Raw genomic sequence first — 24,728 nt, 5'->3', positions numbered from 1 at the left:
TCGTTAGCATTGAGGTCATGCATGCCAGGCGCCTCAGCATCCCCGACTGTTTCGAATTCACCCCGCGGGTTTTCCCCGATCACCGCGGCCTGTTCGTGGCGCCGTACCAGGAAGAAGCGTTCGTCGACGCGGTCGGGCACCGGCTTCGCCTCGGGCAGACCAACACCAGCGTTTCGCGGCGCGGGTCCATCCGTGGCGTGCACTTCGCGGACACCCCGCCCGGCCAGGCGAAATACGTCTACTGCCCGAGCGGTTCGATGCTGGACGTCATCGTGGACCTCCGCGTCGGCTCGCCCACCTTCGGCGAATGGACGTCCGTGCTGCTCGACAGCTCCGAGTACAAGGCGGTCTACATCGCCGAAGGCCTCGGCCACGCCTTCATGGCGCTCGAAGACGGAACCATCATGGCGTACCTCTGCTCGGAGCCGTACAACCCGACGGGCGAACACGGCGTCAACCCGATGGACGCCGATCTCGCGCTGCCGTGGCCGCAGGACATCGAACCCGTGGTGTCCGAAAAGGACACCACGGCGCCCTACCTGAAAGAGGCACTGGAGCAGGGGTTGCTGCCCCAGTACGACGACTGCGTGGCCTACTACGAGAAGCTGCGGGCCGCGGACTGAGTCAGCGCGCCACGTCCTCGCGCAGCACCCGTTCCACGTTCCGTTCCGCCAGCGCGGTGATCGTCACGAAGGGGTTCACACCGGTACTGCCCGGGATCAGCGACCCGTCGGTGACGTAGAGGTTCCGGTAGCCCTTCACCCGGCCGTACAGGTCAGTGGCCTCACCCAGCACCAGTCCGCCCAGCGGGTGATAGGTGAACCGGTTCTCGAACGACCGCGTATCCCCGAACAGGTCACTGCGATAGATCGTGCGGTTCGCCCGGTTGACCTTGTCGAACAACGACTTCGCCGCGTCGATCGACGGCTTCCCCTGTGCGGCGTTCCAGCGCAGCCGCACGGAGTCGGTGGTGGCGTCATAGGTGAAGTGGCCGCGTTCGGGGTTCTTCGTGATCGCGAGGTAGAGGCTCAGCCAGGTCTCGACCCCGGCGGGCACCGGCGCGACCTCGGCGAAGACCGGGTTCACCGGGTCGTCCCACGCGTCGATGCCGAGCGCGGGCATGCCCGATTGCAGTGATCCGCCGATGTCCCAGGCGTGGTTCGCGCGGCCCAGCATCACGTTGCCGTTGGTGCCCCAGCCGCGGCCGACCTCGTCGTTCAGACCGGGCAGTGTCCCGGTTTCCCTTGCCCGCACGAGCAGTTCCGTCGAACCGAGGCTGCCGGCGCCGAGGAACAGGTACTTCGCGCCGAGTTGCTTCCGCGCGACGACCGAGCCGTCTTCGGCGGTTTCGTGCACGGTGAGGACGTACGTGCCGTCGGTCTGGCGGGTGATCCCGCGAACCTGGTGCAGCGTCTTGATGGTCACGTTCCCGGTGCCCAGCGCGGCCGCGAGGTAGGTCTTGTCGAGCGATCGTTTGCCGTGGTTGTTGCCGTAGATGACCTCGGACGCCAGTGCCGACCTCGGCACCGTGCCGGCTTCTTCCCGCTTCATGTACTCGAAGTCGTAGACGCTGGGCACGAACACCGTCTTGAGCCCGGCCCGCGTCGCGGCCTTCCGGGAAACCCGCGCGTAGCGATAGGAACGGCAGGTTTCGAACCAGCGCGGGTCGATGTGGTTCACGCCGAGGGCCCGGTTGGCCAGGGGGAAGTACTTCCCGTACATCTCGTCCGCGTCGACGCCGGGCAGGATCTCCTCGAAGTACGACCGCTTCGGCGTCACGGCCATCGCGCCGTTGACCAGCGAACCGCCGCCGACGCCGCGTCCGACGTAGACGGACATGTCGCCGTGGTCCACCCTGTCGAGCACGCCGGGATACCGCTTGATGTCCCGGTTGGCCAGGTCCATCCAGAGGAACGACGCGAGCGGGGCCTGCGTGCGGTTCTTGAACCACGCGGCGCGCCGGTCCGGCCGGAGCATGTCGCAGAAGATCTTTCCGTCCGGGCCGGGGTCGGCCCACAGTTTGCCCATTTCGAGCATGACCGTCGGGATCCCGGCTTCCCCGAGCCGCAGCGCGGTCACCGCGGCGCCGTACCCGGTGCCGACGACCACGGCCGTCGAGAAGCCCGATTCCTCCGCCTCCGCGGTGGAAATCGTGGTGAGCCCGAGGGCGGCGGCGGAGTTGAGCGCGGTGAACCCGAGGAACCCGCGACGCGACAGTGGGGACATGGGCCGATGATCGCCCGCTGTCCGAGCCGCCTTCAAGGGCGAATCCGAAGCAGATTCGCGTCAGCTGGGTAAACACCGTTTATTTTCACTCGAACGTGGCGATTCAGGGGTCCCTTGGGTGGTTTCCCCGATGTGACTCGAACCGGCACAGACCACTCTTTCGAGTCATGAGACGTCTTCTCGCCGCGACCGCGGCAGTACTGTCCGCGGCCGCGCTCTTCGCCTTCCCCGGCCATGCCGCCGCGGCACCGTCGTCGCTCCCCGACTTCGACTTCTCCGCCTGCCCCGCTCCGCCCGCCAACGCCGACCCGGGCACCTGGCGCTGCGAAGCCTTTGTCTCCCAAGGAGTCCTGACCATCGGCGACCGCGAGGTCCAGCTCGGGGAGATGCGCCTGACGTTCTCCGAAGGCGAAGTGGACGGAAAGTACGCGCAGGTGTTCGGCGAACTACGGCACGCTCCGGCCCGGGTCCGCGGCACTTTCGGCGCGAGCCTGCAGCTGAAGTACGGCGGCTATTCGGACTTCCTGTCGAACGACGAACGCCGCGGCGAGCTGGATCTCTACGCCGTCCTGCGGCATCCCTTGCTGCCCAAGGAATGCACGATCGGCACCCTCGACGCGCCACTGCATTCGGTGGTCAAGGACGATCCCGCGGTGCCGTTCGAGGTGATCTCGCGGGACCCCATGACGGTGAAGTTCGGCGTCGTCGACACCCAGCTCGCCCTGCCGCGCACGACCGGTTGCGGCCCGCTGGCGCAATTAGCCGACGAATTGCTCGGCCTCCCCTCCACGACCGGGCGGAACACCTTCAAGATGTCGACCTACGTGCAGTTCAAGCCCCTCTGACCACCCGCATCCAGAGGACTAAACGCGCGAGAAGCGCGCCTTGGGTGCCCACCGCCGGTGCGCGGACGGACGACACGCGTGACTGGATGGACGGCACGTGTGTCCAGGCGGACGATTCCCGCCTGGCCGAGGTCCGCCGCGAGTCGTCCGTCTGGACACACGTGTCGTCCGTCTGATCACGCGTGTCGGCCATCTGATCACGCGAAGGGCATCCGCGGAGGCCGGGAGCGAAGGGTGCCTACTTCTTCTTGGTCACCCAGATCGTGATGGTCGCGGTCACGACGGGCTTCCCGTTCGTGTCCGTGATCGTCACCGGCACGGGAAGCTCGAAACCCTCGTCGCCGAATTCCGGCAACTCCGGCAGTTCCGCGACCGCGCGCAGGCTCGTCTCGGCCTTCGCCACGTACTCGACCGTCATCCCCTTGGGCAGCCAGCGATGCGTCGTCGGGACGGTCGCCTCGGCGAGCATGCCCATGGCGATCTCGGCGAGGTTGCATGCCGCGATCGCGTGAAAAGTCTTGATGTGGTTGTAAACACCCCACCACTTCGGGGACGTCACCTCGCACCGGCCGGGGCGCAGTTCGCGCACCGACGGGAGCACCGTCCGGAAGTACGGCACACGCAGGCACATCGCCGCCGAGAACAGCTGTTTGCCGACCGGCTTGCCCGCCAGCCGGTTCCACATCGCGTAGGTCGGATTCTGCGCCATCACGGTCTCCTCATCATGTTACTCACCAGTAGCATAACCGGACCGCAGGCTATATTCGCAACGTGGCACATCGGCTCTTCCTCCTCCGGCACGGCCAGACCGAGTGGTCCGTCAACGGACGGCACACCGGACGCACCGACATCCCGCTCACGACCGCGGGCGAAGGGCAGGCCCGCGCCGCGGGTGGCACCTTGCGCGCGGTGCTCGGCGGCAACCCGGCGCTCGTCCTCTCCAGCCCCCGCACCCGCGCCCTGCGGACGGCCGAGCTGGCAGGTCTGCGCGTCGACGAGGTCACCGAAGAACTGGCCGAATGGGACTACGGCGACTACGAGGGCATCACCACGCCGACGATCCGCGAGACCGTTCCCGGATGGACGGTCTGGTCGCATCCGATCCCCGGCGGCGAAAGCGCGGAGGACGTCAACGCCCGCGCGGACAAACTGATCGAACGCGTCCGCGAACCGCTCGGCGAGGGTGACGTGATCCTCGTCGGCCACGGGCATTTCAGCCGCGTCCTGGTCGCGCGCTGGATCGGCCTGCCGTCGACCGCGGGCGTCCACTTCGGACTGGACCCGGCCGGCGTCGCGGTGCTCGGCGACGAACGCGGCGAGCCGCAGATCGAACATCTCAACCTGCTCCCCACGACGGAGGACTAGTGGCCGACGACCGCATCCGGCGTATCCGCGAAGAAGACGTGGACGCCGTCGTCCAGCTCGTCTACGACCTCGCCGAGTTCGAACGCGCCCCGGACGAGTGCCACCTCACGCCCGGGCAGCTGCGCACGGCGCTGTTCGGCGAGGCCCCTGCCCTGTTCGGGCACGTCGCCGAGGTGGACGGCGAGATCGTCGGCTACGCGCTCTGGTTCCTCAACTTCTCCACCTGGCGCGGCGTGCACGGCATCTACCTGGAGGACCTCTACGTCCGCCCCGAGCAGCGCGGCTCCGGCCTCGGCAAGGCGCTGCTGGCCACTCTCGCGGCGGTCTGCGTCGAGCGCGGCTACGCCCGTCTGGAGTGGTCGGTGCTCAACTGGAACCCGGCGCAGGGGTTCTACAAGTCGCTCGGCGCGGTGCCGATGGACGAATGGACCGTCGACCGCCTCACCGACGAACCGCTGAAGGCACTCGCCGCCCAGGTCTAGCGTGCGCGAAGGCGTAACTCGCGTGATCAGGGGCGTAACTCGCGTGTCTGGAGGCGACACTCGAAGATACGGCCTCAATCACGCGAGTTACGCCTTCAAGCACGCGAGTGCCGAGTTCAGGAGTCGCGTTCCTCGCGCTCACGACGCGCCGCGCGACCCGCGGCGCCGTCCCGCTCGGCGGCTTCTTCCTCGCTCTCGCCCTCCTGCATCCCCAGCGCCCACGCGCGCGACGGGCGGCGGAACAGCAGCACGATGACGGCGACGCCGATCAGCGCGAGCGGCACCCCCCACACCGGCTGCCCGGACGGGCCCGCGCCGTACCAGCCGACGCCGACCAGGATCAGCGCGACGACGACGCCGGGCGACCTCGCCCAGGTCTTCCCCATCATCAGCCCGGCCGCGCAGGCCAGCGTTCCGGCGGCGAGGACGAGGTAATAGGCGACTTCGGCCAGGAGGTTCTCCGGTCCGGCCTGGCCGTTGACCAGGAGCAGGATCGCGAACACGATCAGGGCGAGCCCCGGCAGCGCGGTGACGGCCCCGGCGAGGCGGACTTCACGGGGCGCGGGCGAGAGCTTGTCGGCGATGGACACGGCGAAACAGCCTTCCAGGCTTCCGGACACGGCGCTCCACCAGGGCGGGTCACCGTACGTGAGCACTTTCGATCGTATGCCACCCGGTCGGCCGGTTTCCCCTCGCCGCCGCATGGGAAGAATTGGCAGTGTCGTCGATGAGCGGGCGGTCGGCCCGGGTGCACTTGTCACGACGCGCTGTCACCAGCCGACAGTGAGGAGGGACGCCCGCCACAGGGCCATACGGTGCTGCCTCGAGGACGCTCCGCACGGCTGAGCTTCGCGTCACGTGAAGCTCACACCTTCGGGCCGGAGTCACTTACCCTGCGGTATGTGCGTGCCATCCTCGTCGTGAACCCCCAAGCCACCTCGACCACCGCCGGTGGCCGTGACGTGCTGGCGCACGCACTGGCCAGCCAGGTGAAACTCGACGTGGTGGAGACCGACTACCGCGGCCACGCGATGGCCGTCGCCCGGTCCGCCGCCCGCGACGGGATCGACCTGGTGGTCGCCCACGGCGGCGACGGCACGGTCAACGAAGTGGTCAACGGGCTGCTCGCGGACTCCGACGGCGATCCGGCGAAGGTCGGCGGTGCCCCCATGCTCGGTGTCGTGCCGGGCGGCTCGGCGAACGTCTTCGCCCGGGCGCTGGGTATCGCGCACGATCCCGTGGAAGCGACCCATCAGCTCCTCAACGCCATCGAGAACGACCGGAGCCGCAAGGTCGGCCTCGGGATCGCCGACGGCCACTGGTTCACCTTCAACGCCGGCCTGGGCTGGGACGCCGACGTCGTCGGCCGCGTGGCCAAGCGACGGGGCAAACAGACCACCGCGGGGCTCTATCTGAGGGCCGCGGTGGCGTCGCATCTGCGGCCCCCGCTGGGCCGTCCGCCCCTGACGGTCCGGATCCCGGGTGAAGAGCCCACCGAAGTGCTGACCGCTTTCGTGTCGAACACCGATCCGTGGAGCTACCTGGGCAACCGTCCCGTCCACCTGAACCCGGACAGCTCGTTCGACACCGGATTGGGCCTTTTCGCGTTGAGCGGTCTGGGGTTGCCCACCGTGTTCAAGCATGTACGGCAGGCATTGCTCACTAAGAGCGATCAACGCGGGCGACGTCTCCTTCGTCACGATGACCTGCCGATGATCCGCATAGACGCTGCTGAACCGGTAAACTTCCAGGTGGACGGCGACCTCGTCGGCCAGCGGAAGAGGGTGGAGTTCTTCAGCGTCCCGGAAGCACTGACGGTAATCGTCTGACGACCGGACCGCTGATCGCCTGCGGCAAAGTACGAACTGCCGCTCATCGACGCAGAACCTCCGCTCACCGCATCGGCCTTCCCTTCGGAAGGCTGTTTCGGAACGAAACCGCAGGTCAGAAGCGTCGCTCGGCCGGGTGAGCTGACTCACCGATCTTCAGAAAACCCTTGTCGAAACGGGTGCTTCGTGAAAGCATTCACAAGCACCCAAAAAAACGACCGCCATGACGACTATGGCGCGGAGTACCGCGCCGTTATGAAGGAGCTCAGAAACATGGACTGGCGCCACGACGCGGCCTGCCGAGACGAGGACCCCGAGCTGTTCTTCCCCGTGGGAACCAGCGGTCCTGCTCTGTCGCAGGTAGCGCAGGCGAAGGCCGTGTGCCACCGCTGCACCGTCGCTTCCGACTGCTTGGCCTGGGCATTGGCCAGCGGGCAGGACGCAGGCGTTTGGGGCGGGATGAGCGAGGACGAGCGACGGGCCCTGAAGCGCCGTCGTACGCACATCGGCACGCGTACCTCCGCCTGAGTCTTTCGGACTCAGCACGCTTCATCGCATCACTCACAACTGAGCAAGACCCCAAGCTTCGGGAATATCCTGCGGCGCGATGGCTGTATGGCCGTGCGCCGTGAGGTGACACGTACCCGGCTTGAGCTTAACAAGCGAGGCCGACACGCCCTCACGGGGGTATGGCTTCAGCGGACTTTTCCCAAGTCCTCCCGCGGAACCGTTACAGGGCCGGCGCCACTTCTCTTCGGGCGCCGGCCCTAAAACGTGTCCGGATAAGACTGTCCCTTGTGGACGATCAAACGCGACAGTCCACTAGAGACGCCGGGACAGCGGAATCCTCAGCGCCGCTTCGGTTCCCAGCCGTCGCCCGCCGGTCTCGTCGGATTCCCCGCGCAGACCCCGGATCGACAGCGATCCGCGCAGCTCCGACTCCACCAGTGTCCGCACGATCTGGAGCCCGAGGCCGTCGCTGCGTTCCAGCGAGAACCCCGAGGGAAGCCCGCGCCCGTTGTCGCGGATGACGACGTCGAGCCAGCGGGCGGAGCGTTCCACCACCAGTTCGACCTTGCCCGGCCGCCCGTCGGGGAACGCGTGCTCGATGGCGTTCTGGACGAGTTCGGCCAGCACCATCACCAACGGCGTCGCGATCTCGGCGACGACGACACCGAACGAGCCGGTACGCGAGAGGCCGACCTGCGATTCCGCCGTCGCGACCTCACCGACCATCGGGAGGACGTTGTCGAGCAGCTTGTCGAGGTCGACCCGCTCGTCCACCGAGATGGACAGCGCCTCGTGCACCATCGCGATCGACGAGACCCGGCGCACGGACTCGCCGAGCGCGAGCCGCGCCTCCTCGCTGGAGGTCCGGCGCGACTGGAGCCGCAGCAGCGCGGCGACGGTCTGCAGGTTGTTCTTCACGCGGTGGTGGATCTCGCGGATGGTCGCGTCCTTGGACAGGAGGGCGCGGTCACGGCGCTTCACCTCGGTGACGTCGCGCACCAGCACCAGCGCACCCGCGGCCTGCCCGGCGGGACGCAGCGGTAGCGCACGGAACAGCACGACGGCACCGCGCCGGGAATCCGCCTCCGTCCGGCTGCTGGGCTTGCCGTCGAGCGCCTCGATGATCCGATGCGACACCTCGGTCGCGTCGAACGGGTCACGGATGAGCGACCTGGTCAGCGGCGCCAGGCGCTGCCCGACCAGATCGGACTCGTGCCCCATCCGGTGATACGCCGAAAGCCCGTTCGGGCTGGCGAAGACCACCGTGCCGGTCGGATCGAGGCGGATCAGGCCGTCGCCGACCCGCGGGCTGGTGTGCGTGTCCGTCTGGTTCCCCGGGCTGGGGAAGGTGCCGTCGACGATCATCTGGCACAGGTCGCCCGCGCTGCCGAGATACGCGATCTCGAGCGGGCTGGGCACCCGCGAGGCCGCCAGGTTGGTCTCGCGGCTGAGGACGGCGATCACCGTGCCGCCGAACACCACCGGGATGGCCTCGCGGCGCATCGGCAGGTCGCGGTACCAGTGCGGGTCCTCCTCGCGGCAGATCCGCACCTCGCGGCTCGCCTTGGCCAGCTGCGGATGCTCGTCCACGGTGAACCGGGAGCCGACGACGTCCTCCGGATGGGCCGTCGGCGCCGTCGTCGGGCGCGCGTGGGCGACGCACACGTAGTCGCCGCCGTCGGGTTGCAGTTCCTCCGAGACGGCGACCCACAGCAGGAAGTCGGCGAAGGACAGGTCGGCCAGCAGCTGCCATTCGGCGACCACGGTCTGGAGATGGTCCGCGGCTTCACCGGACAGGCCGGTGTTCTCCGCGAGCAGATCGGAAAGGGTGGACACGTCCCCATCCAAGCAGGGTGAGGGCCGCATGACACACTGGAGAGGTTGACCCTGGCCCAGCGGTGTCGTATCACCCCGCGAGGGCCACTCGGACGAGGAGTGAAACATGTCGAAGCGCGCCCGCAAGCGTCGCGACCGTAAGAAGAACGGCGCGAACCACGGCAAGAAGCCCAACTCCTGATCATTCGATCAGACGGCGAAGGCCCCCGCACCGATCGGTACGGGGGCCTTCGTGTGTCCTGAGCCGCTTATTCGAAGGTCTGCTCGATCTTGACCTCGGTGCGCTCGATGGTCAGCGAGCCCTTGGTCTGCACGGTCTGCCGGATCGAGGCCCGCAGCCGGGACTTGAGGTCGTCCGGCGCGTGGTCACCGCCGCACTTGCGGGCGAGGAGCTGCTTGATGTGCTCGTCGATGCCGTATTCCTCGAGGCACGGCGGGCAGTCCTCGATGTGCTTGCGCAGGGCGGCGTCGCGCTCGGCGCTGCACTCCTTGTCCAGCAGCAGGTAGATGTCGGCGAGGGCTTCCTCGCACCTGACCTTGTCGTCCGCGCCGGCGCAGTAGTCCTCGGTCATCGCCCCGCCACCTCCTGCTGTTTGCCCGAGCGGATGAAGCCCCGCTCGCGGGCGACGTCGGCGAGCAGGTCACGGAGCTGGGCGCGGCCGCGGTGCAGCCGGGACATCACGGTGCCGATGGGCGTGTCCATGATCTCGGCGATCTCCTTGTACGCGAAACCTTCGACATCGGCGAGGTAGACCGCGAGGCGGAACTCCTCGGGCAGCTTCTGCAGCGCTTCCTTGACGTCGGCGTCGGGAAGGTTGTCCATCGCCTCGACCTCGGCCGAGCGCAGCCCGCTGGAGGTGTGACTCTCCGCCTTGGCGATCTGCCAGTCGGTGATCTCCTCGGTGGGCTGCTGCACCGGCTGGCGCTGACGCTTGCGATAGCCGTTGATGTAGGTGTTCGTGAGGATGCGGTACATCCACGCCTTGAGGTTCGTGCCCGCCTTGAAGGACGCGAAGGCCGCGTACGCCTTCAGGTACGTCTCCTGGACGAGGTCCTCGGCGTCGGCGGGATTCCGGGTCATCCGCATGGCGGCCGAGTACAGCTGGTCGAGCAGGGGCATCGCGTCCCGCTCGAAGCGCTCGGCCCGCGCGGCCGCCTCTTCGGCGTCCGTGCCCGTGTCCGGCGCGGGATTCTGCGTGCTCGGCAAACCGTTCCCTTCCCGATCGGCGTCGATGCGCTTGTGCGCATGAGACGTCGTCGAGTTTACGCGGGGGCGGATCACCTGGCCGCCCGGCGTGCGCGGGATCAGGATTCGGGGAGCTTCCAGTGTGGTGGACACGTGCCTTTCAACAGTGCGGCCCGGCCGGGCATTCCCGGCACGCTCGTAGACTTCGCCCATGGCAGGCAAGGGAACCCCGGCGACGGCGCTGCTGGCGAAGCAGAAAGTGGCGCATGTTCTGCACGCCTACGACCACGATCCGCGGGCCGAGTCGTACGGCCTCGAAGCCGTCGAAGCGCTGGGGCTCGACCCCGCGCGCGTGTTCAAGACACTGGTCGCCGAGGTCGACGGGAAACTGACCGTCGGCGTGGTCCCGGTCACCGGCCAGCTGGATCTGAAGGCGCTGGCGGCCGCCGTGGGCGGGAAGAAGGCGAAGATGGCCGACCCCGCCGCCGCGCAGCGCGCGACGGGCTACGTGCTCGGCGGGATCTCGCCGCTCGGGCACCGGAGCAGGCTGCCGGTGGTGATCGACTCGTCGGCGGAGAAGTTCGAGACCGTGCACTGCTCGGCCGGGCGGCGCGGGCTGGAGGTCGAGCTCGCGCCCGGCGACCTGGTGAGGCTCACCGGCGCCGTGGTCGCCCCGATCGCGGGCTGACCTCACCCTCGCGAGGGAGAGGGATCGGTCCGCAGCGGGAAGATCACGCGGCCGCACCCGGGAATCGTCGTCGGCAGGCGAAAGACGACTCCTGGGAGCGACGAAATGACCGAGACCGTGCCCGACGTGCCGAGATGGGCGAACCTCGCCGCCCACGCGACGCTGCTGGTGACCTTGCCCTCCGGGCTGTGGCGGATCGCGATGGGTCTCGGCATCCCGGTCGGGTTCACCGCGCAAGGGCTGGTGGAGTTCGGGATCCCCGGCTGGGGCACGGCCTACGTCTTCGGGCTGAGCCTGCTCGCCGAAGCGCTCGCGTTCCTCACCCTCGGGCTCGTCCGGCCGTGGGGCGAGGTGTGGCCGCGCTGGTTCCCGGGGCTGCGCGGCCGCCGGATCCCGCCGCTCGCGGCGATCCTCCCGGCCGCCGCGGGCGCGCTCGCGCTGACCGGGCTGGGTGTCCAGGGACTGTTCGGCTGGGCGGAGGCCGGTTCCTCGATGGGTCCGGGGAGCTGGGAAGACTCGCCGGTCTACGGCGTCGTCATGGCGGCCTGTTACGCGCCGCTCCTACTCTGGGGCCCGCTGCTGGCGGCGGTCACCGTGCACTACGCCCGGCGGCGGCTCTCAGGTGAGCGGCCGCAGCACACGCTCCAGCCACTCGGCGGCCGCGCGTGACACGCCTTCGAGGTCGGCGCTGAGGTTGTGATCGCCCTTGAGCACCACGATCTCGTGATGCGGCCCCGCCTTGGGCAGGCCGAACGGGTCACGGTCGCCCTGCACCACCAGGGTCGGGACCTCGACGGCGTCGAGCTCACCCTGCCGGGATTTCTCCGGCTTCCCCGGCGGATGCTCGGGGAAGGCCAGGCAGAGCACCGCCACCGCCTGCCCCGTCGCGGCGGTCCGGCAGGCGACGCGGGCACCGGACGACCGGCCGCCGAACACGAGCGGCAGATCGTCGAAGCGCGCGGAGATCTCGTCGGCGACGGTGAGCCAGGCGGTGTCGAGCTGGGTGGCGGGAGCGGGCGCCCGGCGGCCGGCCACCCGGTACGGCTGCTCCACGAGCGCGACGTGGACACCGGCTGCCTGCGCCGCACGGGTGACCGCGACCAGGTCCTTCGCGCCGATCCCCCCGCCCGCGCCGTGGCCGAGCATCAGCACCGCGACGCCTTCCTCGGCACAGTGCAGTTCGGCCCGCGCGGGGCCGTAGGCGGTGTCGATCTCCAGCTTCGTCATGAGTTCGGCAGCTCGAAGAGCGGGCTTTCGGTGGCGGGTTCGACGCGGTCCACCAGCTCCGGGCCGTTGTTGCGGACGTTGTTGACCAGGCTGGACACCGGCCGCAGCTCGATCGTGTCGACCAGGTCCGCCGGAGGCGGGACGAGCAGGTCGGTGACGTCGGCGAGGTCCGGGTCGAGCCAGGTGTCCCACTTTTCGCGCGGCATCAGCAGCGGCATGCGGTGGTGGATGTCGGTCAGCCTGCCGACCGAGTCCGTGGTGATCACGGAGAAGGTGATCAGCGGGTCGGCGTCCTTGTCGTCCTTCGGCCGCCAGGTCTCCCAGATCCCGGCGAACGCGAGCGACTCGTCACCCGGTCCGGTCATGAAGAAGGGCTGCTTCTCCTTGCCGTCGCGCCGCCACTCGAACCAGCCGTCGGCGGGGACGAGGCACCGCCGCGCGGAAACCGCCTTCTTGAACGACGGCTTCTCCTTCGCGGTCTCGGCGCGCGTGTTGATCATCTTCGAGCCGACCCCCGGGTCCTTCGCCCAGAACGGGACCAGCCCCCAGCGCATCATCCGCAGCGACCGCACGGCGGGCTCGTCTTCGAGCACCGCGCCGTCCGCGTCACGCGGATGCCGCTGCACGACGGTGGGCACGACCTTGGTCGGCGCCACGTTGTGGTCGGTCCGGACCCGGCCCTCGGTCAGGTCCACCGCGGCGAACTCGTCGATCAGCGCCGCCGGGTCCTTGGTCGCGGCATAACGCCCGCACATGCGTAAACCTCCCTGATCGACAGCCATCGTTACACGCTGACGAGGCGTTGGCGAGCAGCATGGGATCATTGTCCCGCGGGATGCGAAGAGCAGGAGGCGGTTTGGCTGGCAAGGACTGGCGCAGGCTGGACGAATCCGACGTGCGGATCCGTCCCGGCAAGGGCACCAGGCCGCGCAGCAAACGCCGCCCCGAGCACGCGGACGCCTCCACCGCGATGGTCATCGGCAAGGACCGCGGCCGCTGGACCTGCGCGATCGACTCCGATCCGGACCGGGTCGTCACCGCGATGCGGGCCCGTGAGCTCGGCCGGGTCCCGGTCGTCGTCGGCGACACCGTCGGCATCGTCGGCGACGTGAGCGGCAAACCCGACACCCTCGCCCGCATCATCCGGGTGGACGAACGCTCCAGCGTGCTGCGCCGGACCGCGGACGACACCGACCCGTTCGAACGGGTGGTGGTCGCCAACGCCGAGCAGTTGCTGATCGTCACCGCGCTGGCCGATCCCCCGCCGCGCACCGGATTCATCGACCGCTGTCTCGTCGCCTGCTACGCGGGCGGCCTGGAGCCGGTCCTGTGCCTGACGAAGGCCGACCTCGCGAGCCCGGACGAACTCCTCGCCGGCTACGCGGGCCTCGACATCCCGGCCGTGGTCACCCGGCACGACGAACATCCGGAAGAGCTGACCGGACGGCTCAAGGGCAGGCTCACCGCGCTGGTCGGGCATTCCGGGGTCGGCAAGTCCACTTTGGTCAACCGGCTGGTGCCGGACGCCGGGCTGGCGACCGGTGTGGTCAGCGCGGTCGGCAAGGGCAGGCACACGTCCGTCGCGGCGGTCGCGCTCCCCCTCCCCGGCGGCGGCTGGGTGGTCGACACCCCCGGCGTCCGCTCGTTCGGGCTGGCGCACGTGACCGCCGACGACATCGTCCTGGCTTTCGAGGAATTCGCCGAGGCGGCCGAAGAGTGCCCCTCCGGCTGCGGGCACCTCGGGCCGCCTTCGGACCCGGACTGCGCGCTCGACGACGTGGTCACCGAAGGTCACGCGAGCGCGGAGCGGCTGACGTCGTTGCGGCGGCTTTTGGGGTCCCGTGCCGGGCACGACGACGAGCGGTAACTGATTCCGGGTCGTTCTTCAATGTCTCGAAGGAGCCCTTCAGGACACAGGGGGCCTTCACGCGCTTCCGGACCGTTCGGACGGTGGAAATTCACGCGATAGGCGCTACGGTAGTGGTACAGACCATTCACCCGAGGGAGTCCCATGCGTGCCACCGGATTCGCCGTCGTCTGTACCGCTCTCCTGCTGCTGGGCGGCTGTTCCGGCGAAGAGAAACCGCCGGTGAACGACGCGGCGCAACTGGCCTCGGCCGCCGCCGCGGGTACGCAGAAGGCCCGCTCGTCCAAGATCGCGCTCGAGACCACCGCCGACGACGGCCGCAAGGTCGTGGTCACCAGTTCCGGGCTCTACGAGGGACCGAACAGCAAGTTCTCCATGGTCGCCGAGGTCGCCGGGGAGAAACGGGACCTGATCTTCGCCGACGGCGTCCTCTACTACCACCTGTCGGACGCTCAGGTCCAGGAACTCAAGACCGGCAAGGAATGGGTCAAGATCACCGCCGACGGCAAGGACGCGCTCTCCGCGGCCAACGGCGCGCTGATGACGAACGTCGTCGAGACGATGGACCCGACCCGCACGATCGACCGGATCGCCAAAACGGGCAAGGTCACGAAGTCCGGGCAGGCCGATGTGAACGGCACGGCCGCCACGCATTACGTCCTCGATCTCGGTGGCGCCCCCGCCGAGGTGTGGCTGGACGCCGAGCAACGTCCGGTGCAGGTCAGCATCGGCAAGGCGACGGTGAAGTACGAAAGCTGGGCCTCCGACGTGGTGATCATCGCGCCGCCGCCCGAGGCGGTCGGCGACAGCCGCTGAGCCTTCCCCCGATCGGGGTGCGGACCGCGGCTGTGTTTCGCTTGGGCGCCCGCCTTTGAAAGCAGGTCCCTCATGCGGAGAACGGCCCTCGCCACCGTTGTGCTCGTATTCGGCGCGCTGCTCGGCGCGTGCGACGGCGGAGCCGTGGCGTTCGCCGATGCCCGCGCGCTCGCCGATGGGGCCACGTCCGCGATCGACGGCAAGGCCGCGAAGTTCGTCACCGAGGTCACCGCGGGCACGATGCGGTCGAAGAGCCAGGGAGAGGCGAAGGTCGTGGGGGCGGGCACCGCGCTGGCCATGACCACGGACTTCCTCGGCGAGCCCCTCGAACTCCGGCTCGTAGACAAGATCGTCTTCGCCAAGGTCCCGGAGGCCGCCCGCGAGGACGTCCCCGGCGGGAAGCCCTGGGTGAAGGTCTCCCCCGACGGCGCGGACCCGTTTTCGCAGGTCGCCGGCGGCAGCATCGATCAGCTGGCGAAGCAGAACGACCCCGCCCGCGCGTTCGGCCAGGTGCGGAAGGCGGGCACGCTCGTCGAATCCGGGCACACCGAACTCGACGGGGTGCCCGCCGAGCGCTACCGGCTGGACGTCGACATGGCCTCGCTGGGCGGTGATCTGCCCGCCGGGTTGTCGGCCGAGGCCCTCGGGGAGCTGCAGGGGAAGCTCGGGAAGATCCCCATGGAGATCTGGCTCGACGACGCCCACCGGCCGTTGCGGATCGTGCTCGACCTCGCGCCCGTCCTCGCCGCTTCGGGTGTCCCGGACAGCTCGATGGCCCGCATCGTCACCCGCTACAGCGAATGGGGCACGCAGGCCGACATCCAGGCGCCACCGCCGGAGGACATCGGGGAAATCCCGGCGGGCTGACCTGTCACGTTCCCCGCGCGCGTCTCGTCCCCCGGGTAGCGAGACAGGAGGAACGGACATGCGCGTGATGGTGATCGGGGCGACCGGGGTGCTGGGGCGCCCGCTGGTGCGGCGGCTGCTGGCCGAAGGCCACGAGGTGAGCGGGCTGGCCCGCGGGGCGGACCGGGTCGCGGCGGTGCGCGCGACCGGCGCGAAACCGGTGCCGGGTTCGCTGTTCGACGTCGATTCCCTGGCGGGCGCGCTGAACGGGCACGACGCCGTGGTCAACGTCGCCACCCGCATCCCGGACGCGCGCCGGGCGATGACGCTCTCCGGCTGGGCCGAGAACGACCGCGTGCGGATCACCGGCAGCCGGACCCTGGCGGACGCCGTGCGACGGGCCGGCGAGGTGGGAATCGTGGTGCAGGAAGGGATCTCGTTCGTCTACGCCGACGGCGGCGACCAGGAACTGGACGAGGACTCGCCCCTCGAGCTGCGCGGCAACATCGCGTCTTCGACGGTGGCGCACGCGAACATCGCGGAACTGGCGGACGAGGGCCGCACCGCGATCCGGCTGCGGATCGGGCTCCTGGTCGCCGGCGATCCGATGACCACGACGATGCTGGCGGCCGCGCGGCGCGGTTCGCCGCTGATCATCGGCCGCCGGACCGACTGGACCGCGGCGATCCATCCGGACGACGCGGCGGCGGGCGCGATCGCGGCGCTGCGGGCACCGAGCGGCGTCTACAACCTGGCCGCGGATCCGGTGCGGAAGCAGGAACTCGGCGAGGCGATGGCCGCCGCGGCCGGTGTCCGCCGTCCGCGCGCGCTGCCGAAGTGGCTGGCGAGCCGGCTGGGCCTGATGTCGGTGCTGGCGCGTTCGCAGCGCGTGGTCTCGACCAGGCTCACCGAGGCGACCGGCTGGCGACCCGAGCGCCCGGTGCCCGGGCCGTCCTGGTTCTGACGCGTTTCGGAGGGGGCTAGAGGAGTTCCAGCAGGAACGGGAGCTCCTGGGGCGCGTACCAGGCGAGTTCGTGGTCTTCGGCGTCGCCGAGGGTGAACTCCGCGTCCGGATCGCCGAGGTCGGCCTGGTCGATCACCGCGGCGGCGGCCTGGACGGACTCGGCCGCTTCGGCCGCGTCGACGTGGATCGCGGCGACGTCGGCGATTTTCACCGGCCCGGCCAGCCGGACGACGGCGGCGTCGAGATCCGGGCGCAGCGTGACCTCCTCGACGTCGGCCGAGATCACCACGCGCCGCGGCTCGGGCTTCTCCTCGGCCGCGATCAGCCGGAGCGACGCCCTCGCGGCGTCGAGCAGCGCGGCGTACTCCAGTTCTTCGTCGGATCCGCTGGCGTAGGACTCCCGCAGCGCCGGGGTCAGCGCGAATCCCGTGCCGCTCCGCGCCCGGAACTCGCCGGAGGTTTCGAGGTCACGGAGCATCGCGATCGTCGCCGGTAGATAGACCCTCACCAGTGCGCACCCTTCAGCTCTTCCAACGATTCCTCGATCATCCCGGCGAGCAGGTCCACATCGGACACGGCCTTGCGATCGCCGTTCAGTCCGAAGTAGACACCACCGTGATACGAGGTGACCCCGATCGCCAGCGCCTGATTGCGCACCAGCGGCATGACCGGGAACATCTCCACCATCTTCGCCTGTCCCGCGTAGAGCGGCACCTGCGGGCCCGGTGAGTTCGTGATCAGCACGTTGAAGATGCGGCCCGACATCGACCCGGCCGCCCGCGCGCCCAGCGAATGCAGCGTCGCCGGGGCGAACCCGCCGACCGTCAGCAGTCCCCGCGCGGCGACCGAACGGCCCGAGTCGAGGTGGTCGGCCATCGCGTGGCCGATGTGCTGCAACCGCAGGACCGCGTTCGGCTCCCCGACCGGGAGATCGACCAGATAGGCGTCGACCTGGTTCCCGACCAGTGCGGGCGTCGAGTATTCGGCCGTCTCGGCGTCACGGACGGCCATCGGCACCAGCGCGCGCACGGTGGTCGTCGCGGTCAGGTTCGAGCCGCGGGAGAGCAGCCATTCCCGCAGCGCGCCGGTGATCGCGGCGAGCACGACGTCGTTGACCGTGCCGCCGTGCGCGGCGCGGACCTCGCGGAAATCGTCGAGCCGCGTCCGGACCACGGCGAACATGCGGCCACCGGAGGTGCGGACGTTGAGCGGCCCGGACGGCGCCGGGCTCACCATGGTCTTCAACGCCGACGCGACGTCACCGACCGTTTCGGTGACCTTGCCCGCCATCGCGGTGGCGTCGTGGGCGATGGACCGGACGTTCTCCACCAGCTCCGTCGGCCGCTGCACGGTCTCGGCGACCGCGTCGAGGATCAGCTGGGTACGGCTCGGTTCCCGGCGGGGATGCCAGGTGTCGTCGAACGGTTCCGGCTCCTGCGGGGTGGCGTCGAGGATCAGCTGCCCGATCTCGATGGTGCCTATCCCGTCCACGACGGACTGATGCGTCTTGGTCACCAGCGCGACCCGGTCGCCCGCGAGCCCCTCGACGAAGTACGCCTCCCAGAGCGGCCTTCCCGGGTCGAGCCGCCTCGACATCAGCCGCGCCACGAGATCGAACAGCTGACCGTCGGAGCCCGGCTGTGGCAGCGCCGACCGGCGGACGTGGTAGTTCAGGTCGAAGTCGACGTCGTCGACCCACACCGGCCGGGCGAGGTGACCGGGCACCTCCAGCACCCGCTGCCGGTACCGCGGCAGGAAGGAGAGGCGCTGCCCGATCAGGTCCAGCAGCCGCTCGTAGGTGAAACCCTCGCGCGGGCGCTCGAAGATCGCCACGCCGCCGACGTGCATCGGGGTCGAGTGGTCTTCCACGTACAGGAACGAGGCGTCCAGCGCGGAGAGGCGGTCGGGCATGGGCCGATCCTTACATAGTGGGACACTCGCCGGTGTGGGTGATGAGTCGGTGATCTCGCCGAAGGACCGGTTCCTGACGGTGTACGGGCGCAAACCGGTGCTCGAGGCCTTGGACGACGCGGCGCTCGAGGTGGACAAGGTGATCCTCGCCGACACCGTGCGCGGGCCGAACGCCGCCGAGATCCAGCGTGCCGCCAAGGCCGCAGGAGTGCCGGTGCAGCGCGCGAGCGCGCATCGCGTCAAAGTGCTGGCGGGCAACGGCAAACAGGACCAAGGGGTGCTGGCCGACGTCGTCGCCCCGCGGATGCGCTCCCTGCACGCGGCCCTGTCCGACGGCAGGCCGCCGTCGCGGGTGCTGCTGCTCGACGGCATCACCACCCCGGCCAACGTCGGGATGATCCTGCGCACGGCGACCGCCGCCGGGCTGGACGGGGTCGTGGTGCCGCGGCGCGGAGTCGCCGCCCTCGATCCGATGGTGGTCAAGGCTTCGGCCGGGGTCGCGTTCCGCGCGCCGGTACTGCGATGCGGCAGCGCGCGCGAGGCGGCCGAAATGCTCACCGAAGCCGGCTACGGGATCTTCGCGCTGGGCGCTTCCGCCCGCAGTTCGGTATTCGACGTCGAGCTGCCGCAGCGCGCGGCCTTCGTACTGGGCGGGGAGACGAACGGCGTCGGCGCCGAGGTCGGCGAACTGGTGACGGAGTGGGTTTCGATCCCGATGCCGGGCGAGGTCGAGTCGCTGAACGTCTCGGCCGCCGCCGCGGTGCTGTCCTTCGAGCTGGTGCGCCGGGCTAAGGCTTCGGGAACAACGCGCTGAGCTCGGTCAGCGTCTCCTCGACCGACGTGTGGTGCACCCCCGCCATCCCGGCCGCCACCGCGGCGCGGACGTTGCGCGCGGCGTCGTCGACGAACACGCACCGGTCGGCGGGCAGGTCGAGCAGCCCCGCGGTCAGCAGGTAGACCTCGCGTTCGGGTTTGGCCACGCCGACCTCGCCGGAGAAGACGAGCGCGTCGAAGAACGGGCCGAGCGACCGCTTGGCCTCGTCCGACGCGCCGGGAGCGTTCGAGAGCAAGGCCGTTTTGATGCCGCGCGCCCTGGCCGCCCGCAGGTAGGCGTACAGCTCGTCCGCGCCGGCGTCCGTGAGCACCCCGACGTAGTCGACGACCAGCCCTTTCAGCACCGGCCCACCGTACACAAGCGATCACCGCCGGGTTCATCCTCTCGGGCGGTCCTTGTCGCGGCTTCGTCCGTCGCCCGCCCCTTAGTTGCTGGGCGCGGCCGGAGGGGCCGCGGAGGGGGACAACCTGATGAAGTCGTACGTACTGAGACGGCTCGAACCGTTCGAACCGCCGTACCGGGTCGCCGGCAGGCCGGAGAACCTGGTGCACCGAGCGGCGGTGCCGGACAACCAGCTCGTGCTGGACCTGCCGCTGTCCGGCGAAAAGATCGTGGAGGAACCACAGCCGCGGCCCGACACTCCCGACGGACAGCAGGTCGGCAGGCTGCTGACCACCATCCTCGAAGCCTGCGACGGGCGCCGTCCCGCGGTCCAGGTGCGGCCGATCCTCGACCCGGCGCTGCACAGCGCGTTGCTCGACAGCGGCCGGCGCCGTCCCTCGGGCGGCTACCGGCCGAAGTCGGTCCACCTGGGGCATCCGGCGGACGGCGTCGTCGAAGCCTGCGCGACCGTCGAACAGAACGGACGCTCCCTCGCGCTGGCCGCCCGCTTCGAGCGGACACCGTCGGGCTGGGTGTGCACCCGCTTCCACCTGCTGAAGCCGCCGCGACGGGTTTCCGCGCTCGCGGCCTGATACGCGTGAGGGCCGCTGCGCGGGCGGGCGGCAGACGGCCGGGCGGCTCGCAGGTGTTGCGAAAGCCACTTTCGCAACGTTGAAGGTTGTGAAAGTGGGGCGGTTTCAATCGGTTGTTGCAAGTTGTGGTGGCTGATAGGGAGATCGGCATGCCAGGAGCCCGGTTGACGCGCGAGGAGCGGGAGAAGATCCAGAACGGTTTGGATCAAGGTTTGAGCCAGGACGCGGTGGCGAAGGTCTTGGGTAAGTCGCCCTCGACGATTTCACGAGAAGTACGCCGTGGTGGTGGACCGCGGTGTTCCAGGCCCGGTACCAAGGTCGATGGCCGGCCCCGCCGCTACCGGGCCGACCGAGCCCAGCGCCTGGCCGTCGAACGCGGCCGGCGCCCGAAAGCCCATCTGCTGGTCGGCACGTTGGCGGCGGTGGTGACCGGTCTGCTGCAAGCGGACTGGTCACCCCGGCTGATCTCCCTGATGTTGCCGAGGTTGTTCCCCGACGATCAGGCTATGCGGGTGAGTCACGAGACGATCTACCAGTCACTGTTCATCCAGACTCGTGGTGAACTCCGCAACGAACTCACCGAGCATCTGCGGTCGGGCCGGGACCAGCGCCGGTCACGCACCAGCACCTCCAGCCGCCGCAAGGGCCGGATCACCGGGATGACCCCGATCAGTGAACGCCCCGCCGAGGCCGCCGACCGGGCCGTGCCCGGTCACTGGGAAGGCGACCTGATCCTCGGCGCGGTCGGCCAGGGCGCGGTCATCACCCTGGTCGAACGCCACTCCCGATTCGTGTTGCTGGCCCCCCTGCCCGACACCCACAAGGCCGTCGAAGTCCGGGAACTGCTCACCAGCATGATCACCACCCTGCCCACCGAACTGAAACGGTCGCTGACCTGGGACCAAGGCAACGAAATGGCCCAGCACGCCCAATTCACCCTGGACACCGGACTACAGGTCTACTTCTGCAACCCCCACAGCCCCTGGGAACGCGGCAGCAACGAAAACACCAACGGCCTCCTACGCCACTACTGGCCCAAAGGCTCAGACCTACGCCACCTCACCCAAACCCACTGCGACGCCATCGCCCTACGCCTCAACACCCGACCACGCCCTACACTCGACCTCCTCACACCAGCACAAGCACTCGACAAAGCACTACTTGCAACAACCAGTTGAAACCGCCTGGCTTTCGCAACGTTGAAGGTTGTGAAAGTGGCTTTCGCAACACCCCGCGCCGCCGATCGGGCCCGACTGACGCCCGTGAAGCGCACGACGCGGCCTGAAGCGCGTGAAGGCCCCTTCCTTCGGCTGAGCCGAGGGAAGGGGCCTTCACGCGCTTTGGGGCCGTTAGCGGCGCGGGCCCTTCTTGCCCTTCTTCTGGGAGGCGCGCTGCGCGGCGCGACGCTCCCGGCGGGTCCCGCCCTGGTCACCACCGGCGCTGCCGGCACTGTCCGAATGCGACTCGACGCCGCCGTCCTCGGACGGGCCCGACATGGTCAGCCCGGACTGCGAACCACCACCGAGTCCCTTGCCCCGCAAGGCGGACGGCACGGACTGGGTGTCGGTCGCCGGGCCCTGCGGAGGCGTCGGGCGGGCGTGCCTGCCGTCGCCGCCGGCGGCCTGGCCGTTCCCGGAGCCGACACCGGCGGGCAGCGCGGACGCCGACTCCGGCGACGGCGTGGTGGGCTCGGCCTGCTCGACCTGGAGGTTGAACAGGAAGCCGACGGCCTCCTCCTTCAGCGACTCCAGCATCGCGCGGAACATGTCGTAGCCCTCGCGCTGGTACTCGATGACCGGGTCGCGCTGCGCCAGGGCGCGCATGCCGATGCCCTCCTTGAGATAGTCCATCTCGTAGAGGTGCTCACGCCACTTGCGGTCGAGCACGGTGAGCATCACCTGGCGCTCCAGGCTGCGCATCGCGCCTTCGCCGACCTTCGCGTCGATCTCGGCCTCGCGCTCGTCGTACGCGCGGTGAGCGTCTTCGAGCAGCGCCTCACGCAGCTTGTCGGCGTCGAGGTCGTCGTCCTCGGTGAGCTCTTCCCAGGTGACCTTGACCGGGTACAGCTGCTTCAGCGCCGTCCACAGCTTCTCGTGGTCCCAGTCCTCGGCGTAGCCCGTGGCGGTCTCTTCGGTGACGTACGCGTTGATGACGTCGACCAGCATGTGCTCGATCTGCTCGCGCAGATCCTCGCCTTCGAGGACGCGCAGGCGCTCGGCGTAGATCACCTTGCGCTGCTCGTTCATGACCTCGTCGTACTTGAGGACGTTCTTGCGGATCTCCATGTTCTGCTGCTCGACCTGCGTCTGAGCGCTCTTGATCGCCTTGGAGACCATCTTGTGCTCGATCGGCACGTCGTCCGGCAGCCGCATGGTGGTCATGACCCGCTCGACCATCGTGGCGTTGAAGCGGCGCATGAGCTCGTCACCGAGCGACAGGTAGAACCGGGACTCGCCGGGGTCGCCCTGACGGCCGGAACGACCGCGGAGCTGGTTGTCGATGCGGCGCGACTCGTGCCGCTCCGTGCCGAGCACGTACAGCCCGCCCGCCTCGCGGACCTCCTCGGCCTCGGCCTTGGTCTCCGCCTGGATCTCCTCGAGCACCTTCGGCCAGGCGGCCTCGTACTCCTCGGAGTGCTCCACCGGGTCGAGACCGCGGTCGCGCAGCACCTCGTCGGCGATGATGTCCGGGTTGCCGCCGAGCACGATGTCGGTACCGCGGCCCGCCATGTTGGTGGCGACCGTGACCGCGCCCTTGCGCCCGGCGCGGGCGACGATCAGGGCCTCCCGGTCGTGGTGCTTGGCGTTGAGGACCTCGTGCGGGACACCCAGCTTGAGCAGCAGCTTCGACAGGTGCTCGGACTTCTCGACACTCGTGGTGCCGACCAGCACCGGCTGGCCCTTCTCGTGCCGCTCGGCGATGTCCTCGGCGACGGCCTCGAACTTGGCCTGCTCGGTCTTGTAGATCAGGTCGGCCTGGTCGGCGCGGACCATCGGCTTGTTGGTCGGGATCGGCACCACACCCAGCTTGTAGGTCTGGTGGAACTCGGCCGCCTCGGTCTCGGCGGTACCGGTCATCCCCGACAGCTTGTCGTAGAGCCGGAAGTAGTTCTGCAGCGTGATCGTGGCGAGCGTCTGGTTCTCGGCCTTGATCTCGACGCCTTCCTTGGCCTCGATCGCCTGGTGCATGCCCTCGTTGTAGCGGCGGCCGTGCAGGATGCGGCCGGTGAACTCGTCGACGATGAGGACTTCGCCGTCACGGACGATGTAGTCCTTGTCGCGCTTGTAGAGCTCCTTGACCTTCAGCGCGTTGTTCAGGTAGCCGACCAGCGGCGTGTTCGCGGCCTCGTAGAGGTTGTCGATGCCGAGCTGGTCCTCGACGAACGCGACACCCTTCTCGGTGACACCGACGGTGCGCTTGCGGATGTCCACCTCGTAGTGGATGTCCGGCTTCATCAGCGGCGTCATCCGCGCGAACTCGATGTACCAGCGCGAGGACTGGTCGGCCGGGCCGGAGATGATCAGCGGCGTCCTGGCCTCGTCGATGAGGATGGAGTCCACCTCGTCGACGATCGCGAAGTTGTGGCCGCGCTGCACGCAGTCTTCGAGGCTCCACGCCATGTTGTCGCGGAGGTAGTCGAAGCCGAACTCGTTGTTCGTGCCGTGCGTGATGTCGGCGGCGTACTGCTGGCGGCGGACCTCGGGCGTCTGGTCGGCCAGGATGACCCCGACCTCGAGGCCGAGGAAGCGGTGGATGCGGCCCATCCACTCGGCGTCACGTTTGGCGAGGTAGTCGTTCACCGTGATGACGTGCACACCCTTGCCGGAAACGGCGTTCAGGTACGCGGGGAGGACCTGGGTCAGGGTCTTGCCCTCACCGGTCTTCATCTCGGAGACCTGGCCGAGGTGCAGCGCGGCGCCGCCCATGAGCTGGACGTCGTAGGGCCGCTGGCCGAGCACTCGCCAAGCCGCCTCCCTCGCCACCGCGAAGGCCTCCGGCAGGAGGTCGTCGAGGGACTCGCCGTCCGCGTGCCGTTTACGGAACTCGTCGGTCTTGGCCCGCAGCGCGGAGTCCGAAAGTTCCTTGACGTCGTCTTCGAGGGTGTTGATGTGATCGGCGATGTGTCGCAGCCGCTTCACCATTTTGCCCTCGCCCGCGCGGAGCAGGCGGTTCAGCACCATCCGGTCGACCTCACTAGCTGATTGTGATCGCACCCGAGCCGGTCCCGGGCAATCTCGTACGCGGCGGTGCCTGGTAACGCACCACCGTCCGCCCCCATCGTAGGGAACACCTCGGTGTTCGCGCACGCACCGTCGGTCGG

General features: G+C 69.1%; 29 protein-coding genes. 17 read left to right on the top strand and 12 right to left on the bottom strand.

What is annotated here, in order from left to right; all coding sequences use genetic code 11:
* Window positions 1–17: 17 nt before the first annotated feature.
* Window positions 18–623 (top strand): dTDP-4-dehydrorhamnose 3,5-epimerase family protein, encoded by a 606-nt coding sequence (locus NQK81_RS32135; RefSeq protein ID WP_126735728.1) that lies wholly within the window; start codon window positions 18–20, stop codon window positions 621–623.
* A gap of 1 nt (window position 624) precedes the next feature.
* On the opposite strand, the gene NQK81_RS32130 is transcribed toward NQK81_RS32135, so the two are convergent.
* Window positions 625–2,226: a GMC oxidoreductase gene (locus NQK81_RS32130; RefSeq protein ID WP_257484456.1), complete on the bottom strand. Its 1,602-nt coding sequence runs from the start codon at window positions 2,224–2,226 to the stop codon at window positions 625–627.
* A 167-nt stretch (window positions 2,227–2,393) separates the two neighbouring features.
* Between NQK81_RS32130 and NQK81_RS32125 the strand changes: the two genes are divergently transcribed.
* Both NQK81_RS32125 and NQK81_RS32120 read left to right on the top strand, forming a co-directional pair.
* Window positions 2,394–3,071, top strand: coding sequence for a hypothetical protein (locus NQK81_RS32125; protein WP_257484455.1), 678 nt, complete (start codon window positions 2,394–2,396; stop codon window positions 3,069–3,071).
* Between the two features lie 44 nt (window positions 3,072–3,115).
* Window positions 3,116–3,247, top strand: coding sequence for a hypothetical protein (locus NQK81_RS32120; protein WP_257484454.1), 132 nt, complete (start codon window positions 3,116–3,118; stop codon window positions 3,245–3,247).
* 62 nt (window positions 3,248–3,309) lie between these two features.
* Here NQK81_RS32120 and NQK81_RS32115 read toward each other — a convergent pair whose 3' ends face one another.
* Entirely contained in the window at window positions 3,310–3,780 is a 471-nt protein-coding gene (locus NQK81_RS32115; protein WP_034305160.1) for a hotdog fold domain-containing protein, read from the bottom strand.
* Window positions 3,781–3,842: 62 nt separating this feature from the next.
* Here NQK81_RS32115 and NQK81_RS32110 point away from each other — a divergent pair, with 62 nt between their 5' ends.
* A complete protein-coding gene (locus tag NQK81_RS32110; protein ID WP_192743367.1) occupies window positions 3,843–4,436 on the top strand; it encodes an acid phosphatase in 594 nt (197 codons plus the stop codon).
* The gene (locus NQK81_RS32105) at window positions 4,436–4,918 is read left to right on the top strand and encodes a GNAT family N-acetyltransferase (RefSeq protein WP_126735733.1); all 483 of its coding nucleotides are present in this window, start codon (window positions 4,436–4,438) and stop codon (window positions 4,916–4,918) included. Before NQK81_RS32110 ends, NQK81_RS32105 begins: the two co-directional genes overlap by 1 nt.
* 116 nt (window positions 4,919–5,034) lie before the next feature.
* Here the strand turns inward: NQK81_RS32105 and NQK81_RS32100 are convergent, their stop codons facing one another.
* Window positions 5,035–5,574, bottom strand: coding sequence for a hypothetical protein (locus NQK81_RS32100; RefSeq protein WP_126735734.1), 540 nt, complete (start codon window positions 5,572–5,574; stop codon window positions 5,035–5,037).
* Window positions 5,575–5,820: 246 nt separating this feature from the next.
* On the opposite strand from NQK81_RS32100, the gene NQK81_RS32095 reads away from it, so the two are divergent.
* Both NQK81_RS32095 and NQK81_RS32090 read left to right on the top strand, forming a co-directional pair.
* Window positions 5,821–6,747, top strand: a complete 927-nt coding sequence (locus NQK81_RS32095) for a diacylglycerol/lipid kinase family protein (protein WP_126735735.1) — start codon at window positions 5,821–5,823, stop codon at window positions 6,745–6,747.
* A 273-nt stretch (window positions 6,748–7,020) separates the two neighbouring features.
* The gene (locus NQK81_RS32090) at window positions 7,021–7,275 is read left to right on the top strand and encodes a WhiB family transcriptional regulator (RefSeq protein WP_007028999.1); all 255 of its coding nucleotides are present in this window, start codon (window positions 7,021–7,023) and stop codon (window positions 7,273–7,275) included.
* A 294-nt stretch (window positions 7,276–7,569) separates the two neighbouring features.
* On the opposite strand, the gene NQK81_RS32085 is transcribed toward NQK81_RS32090, so the two are convergent.
* Window positions 7,570–9,093, bottom strand: coding sequence for a sensor histidine kinase (locus NQK81_RS32085; protein ID WP_126735736.1), 1,524 nt, complete (start codon window positions 9,091–9,093; stop codon window positions 7,570–7,572).
* Window positions 9,094–9,199: 106 nt separating this feature from the next.
* Here NQK81_RS32085 and NQK81_RS45470 point away from each other — a divergent pair, with 106 nt between their 5' ends.
* Window positions 9,200–9,274, top strand: coding sequence for a 50S ribosomal protein bL37 (locus tag NQK81_RS45470; RefSeq protein ID WP_369299112.1), 75 nt, complete (start codon window positions 9,200–9,202; stop codon window positions 9,272–9,274).
* 67 nt (window positions 9,275–9,341) lie between these two features.
* Here the strand turns inward: NQK81_RS45470 and rsrA are convergent, their stop codons facing one another.
* Both rsrA and NQK81_RS32075 read right to left on the bottom strand, forming a co-directional pair.
* Window positions 9,342–9,665: a mycothiol system anti-sigma-R factor gene (gene rsrA, locus NQK81_RS32080; protein WP_126735737.1), complete on the bottom strand. Its 324-nt coding sequence runs from the start codon at window positions 9,663–9,665 to the stop codon at window positions 9,342–9,344.
* Entirely contained in the window at window positions 9,662–10,300 is a 639-nt protein-coding gene (locus NQK81_RS32075; RefSeq protein WP_126735738.1) for a sigma-70 family RNA polymerase sigma factor, read from the bottom strand. The genes rsrA and NQK81_RS32075 overlap by 4 nt, the downstream gene beginning before the upstream one ends.
* A 190-nt stretch (window positions 10,301–10,490) precedes the next feature.
* Between NQK81_RS32075 and ybaK the strand changes: the two genes are divergently transcribed.
* Both ybaK and NQK81_RS32065 read left to right on the top strand, forming a co-directional pair.
* On the top strand, window positions 10,491–10,967 hold the full coding sequence (gene ybaK / locus NQK81_RS32070; protein ID WP_257484453.1) for a Cys-tRNA(Pro) deacylase: 477 nt from the start codon (window positions 10,491–10,493) through the stop codon (window positions 10,965–10,967).
* Window positions 10,968–11,072: 105 nt separating this feature from the next.
* Window positions 11,073–11,636 carry a hypothetical protein gene (locus tag NQK81_RS32065; protein ID WP_257484452.1) on the top strand — a complete coding sequence of 188 codons (564 nt, stop codon included), beginning with the start codon at window positions 11,073–11,075 and terminating at the stop codon, window positions 11,634–11,636.
* On the opposite strand, the gene NQK81_RS32060 is transcribed toward NQK81_RS32065, so the two are convergent.
* Both NQK81_RS32060 and NQK81_RS32055 read right to left on the bottom strand, forming a co-directional pair.
* Window positions 11,586–12,194 (bottom strand): alpha/beta hydrolase family protein, encoded by a 609-nt coding sequence (locus NQK81_RS32060; protein ID WP_126735741.1) that lies wholly within the window; start codon window positions 12,192–12,194, stop codon window positions 11,586–11,588. The two genes, NQK81_RS32065 and NQK81_RS32060, sit on opposite strands and share 51 nt — an antisense overlap.
* Entirely contained in the window at window positions 12,191–12,949 is a 759-nt protein-coding gene (locus NQK81_RS32055) for an SOS response-associated peptidase (RefSeq protein ID WP_126735742.1), read from the bottom strand. The genes NQK81_RS32060 and NQK81_RS32055 overlap by 4 nt, the downstream gene beginning before the upstream one ends.
* 101 nt (window positions 12,950–13,050) lie before the next feature.
* Between NQK81_RS32055 and rsgA the strand changes: the two genes are divergently transcribed.
* The 4 genes from rsgA to NQK81_RS32035 all read left to right on the top strand — a co-directional run bounded on the left by rsgA (window position 13,051) and on the right by NQK81_RS32035 (window position 16,687).
* Window positions 13,051–14,061 carry a ribosome small subunit-dependent GTPase A gene (gene rsgA / locus NQK81_RS32050; protein ID WP_257484451.1) on the top strand — a complete coding sequence of 337 codons (1,011 nt, stop codon included), beginning with the start codon at window positions 13,051–13,053 and terminating at the stop codon, window positions 14,059–14,061.
* Window positions 14,062–14,205: 144 nt separating this feature from the next.
* Complete coding sequence (locus tag NQK81_RS32045) at window positions 14,206–14,877, top strand: SCO4651 family lipoprotein (RefSeq protein WP_257484450.1); 672 nt, start codon at window positions 14,206–14,208, stop codon at window positions 14,875–14,877.
* Window positions 14,878–14,949: 72 nt separating this feature from the next.
* On the top strand, window positions 14,950–15,744 hold the full coding sequence (locus tag NQK81_RS32040) for an SCO4651 family lipoprotein (RefSeq protein WP_257484449.1): 795 nt from the start codon (window positions 14,950–14,952) through the stop codon (window positions 15,742–15,744).
* Between the two features lie 58 nt (window positions 15,745–15,802).
* A complete protein-coding gene (locus NQK81_RS32035) occupies window positions 15,803–16,687 on the top strand; it encodes an NAD-dependent epimerase/dehydratase family protein (RefSeq protein ID WP_257484448.1) in 885 nt (294 codons plus the stop codon).
* Between the two features lie 16 nt (window positions 16,688–16,703).
* Here the strand turns inward: NQK81_RS32035 and NQK81_RS32030 are convergent, their stop codons facing one another.
* Window positions 16,704–17,195 (bottom strand): DUF6912 family protein, encoded by a 492-nt coding sequence (locus NQK81_RS32030; RefSeq protein ID WP_126735749.1) that lies wholly within the window; start codon window positions 17,193–17,195, stop codon window positions 16,704–16,706.
* Entirely contained in the window at window positions 17,192–18,598 is a 1,407-nt protein-coding gene (locus tag NQK81_RS32025; protein ID WP_257484447.1) for a WS/DGAT/MGAT family O-acyltransferase, read from the bottom strand. Before NQK81_RS32025 ends, NQK81_RS32030 begins: the two co-directional genes overlap by 4 nt.
* A gap of 34 nt (window positions 18,599–18,632) precedes the next feature.
* Between NQK81_RS32025 and NQK81_RS32020 the strand changes: the two genes are divergently transcribed.
* Window positions 18,633–19,412: a TrmH family RNA methyltransferase gene (locus NQK81_RS32020; protein WP_126735751.1), complete on the top strand. Its 780-nt coding sequence runs from the start codon at window positions 18,633–18,635 to the stop codon at window positions 19,410–19,412.
* On the opposite strand, the gene NQK81_RS32015 is transcribed toward NQK81_RS32020, so the two are convergent.
* Window positions 19,387–19,791, bottom strand: coding sequence for an HAD family hydrolase (locus NQK81_RS32015; RefSeq protein ID WP_257484446.1), 405 nt, complete (start codon window positions 19,789–19,791; stop codon window positions 19,387–19,389). The genes NQK81_RS32020 and NQK81_RS32015 overlap by 26 nt on opposite strands.
* A gap of 112 nt (window positions 19,792–19,903) precedes the next feature.
* Between NQK81_RS32015 and NQK81_RS32010 the strand changes: the two genes are divergently transcribed.
* Both NQK81_RS32010 and NQK81_RS32005 read left to right on the top strand, forming a co-directional pair.
* Window positions 19,904–20,407: an Rv3235 family protein gene (locus NQK81_RS32010; RefSeq protein WP_126735753.1), complete on the top strand. Its 504-nt coding sequence runs from the start codon at window positions 19,904–19,906 to the stop codon at window positions 20,405–20,407.
* Between the two features lie 149 nt (window positions 20,408–20,556).
* The gene (locus NQK81_RS32005) at window positions 20,557–21,585 is read left to right on the top strand and encodes an IS30 family transposase (RefSeq protein ID WP_443092901.1); all 1,029 of its coding nucleotides are present in this window, start codon (window positions 20,557–20,559) and stop codon (window positions 21,583–21,585) included.
* A gap of 171 nt (window positions 21,586–21,756) precedes the next feature.
* Here the strand turns inward: NQK81_RS32005 and secA are convergent, their stop codons facing one another.
* Window positions 21,757–24,588: a preprotein translocase subunit SecA gene (secA, locus tag NQK81_RS32000; RefSeq protein WP_192743381.1), complete on the bottom strand. Its 2,832-nt coding sequence runs from the start codon at window positions 24,586–24,588 to the stop codon at window positions 21,757–21,759.
* Window positions 24,589–24,728 lie beyond the last annotated feature (140 nt).

The sequence above is a fragment of the Amycolatopsis roodepoortensis genome, from assembly GCF_024628825.1.
Classification (GTDB): domain Bacteria; phylum Actinomycetota; class Actinomycetes; order Mycobacteriales; family Pseudonocardiaceae; genus Amycolatopsis; species Amycolatopsis roodepoortensis.
This window is presented reverse-complemented; position numbering and strand designations above follow the sequence as displayed.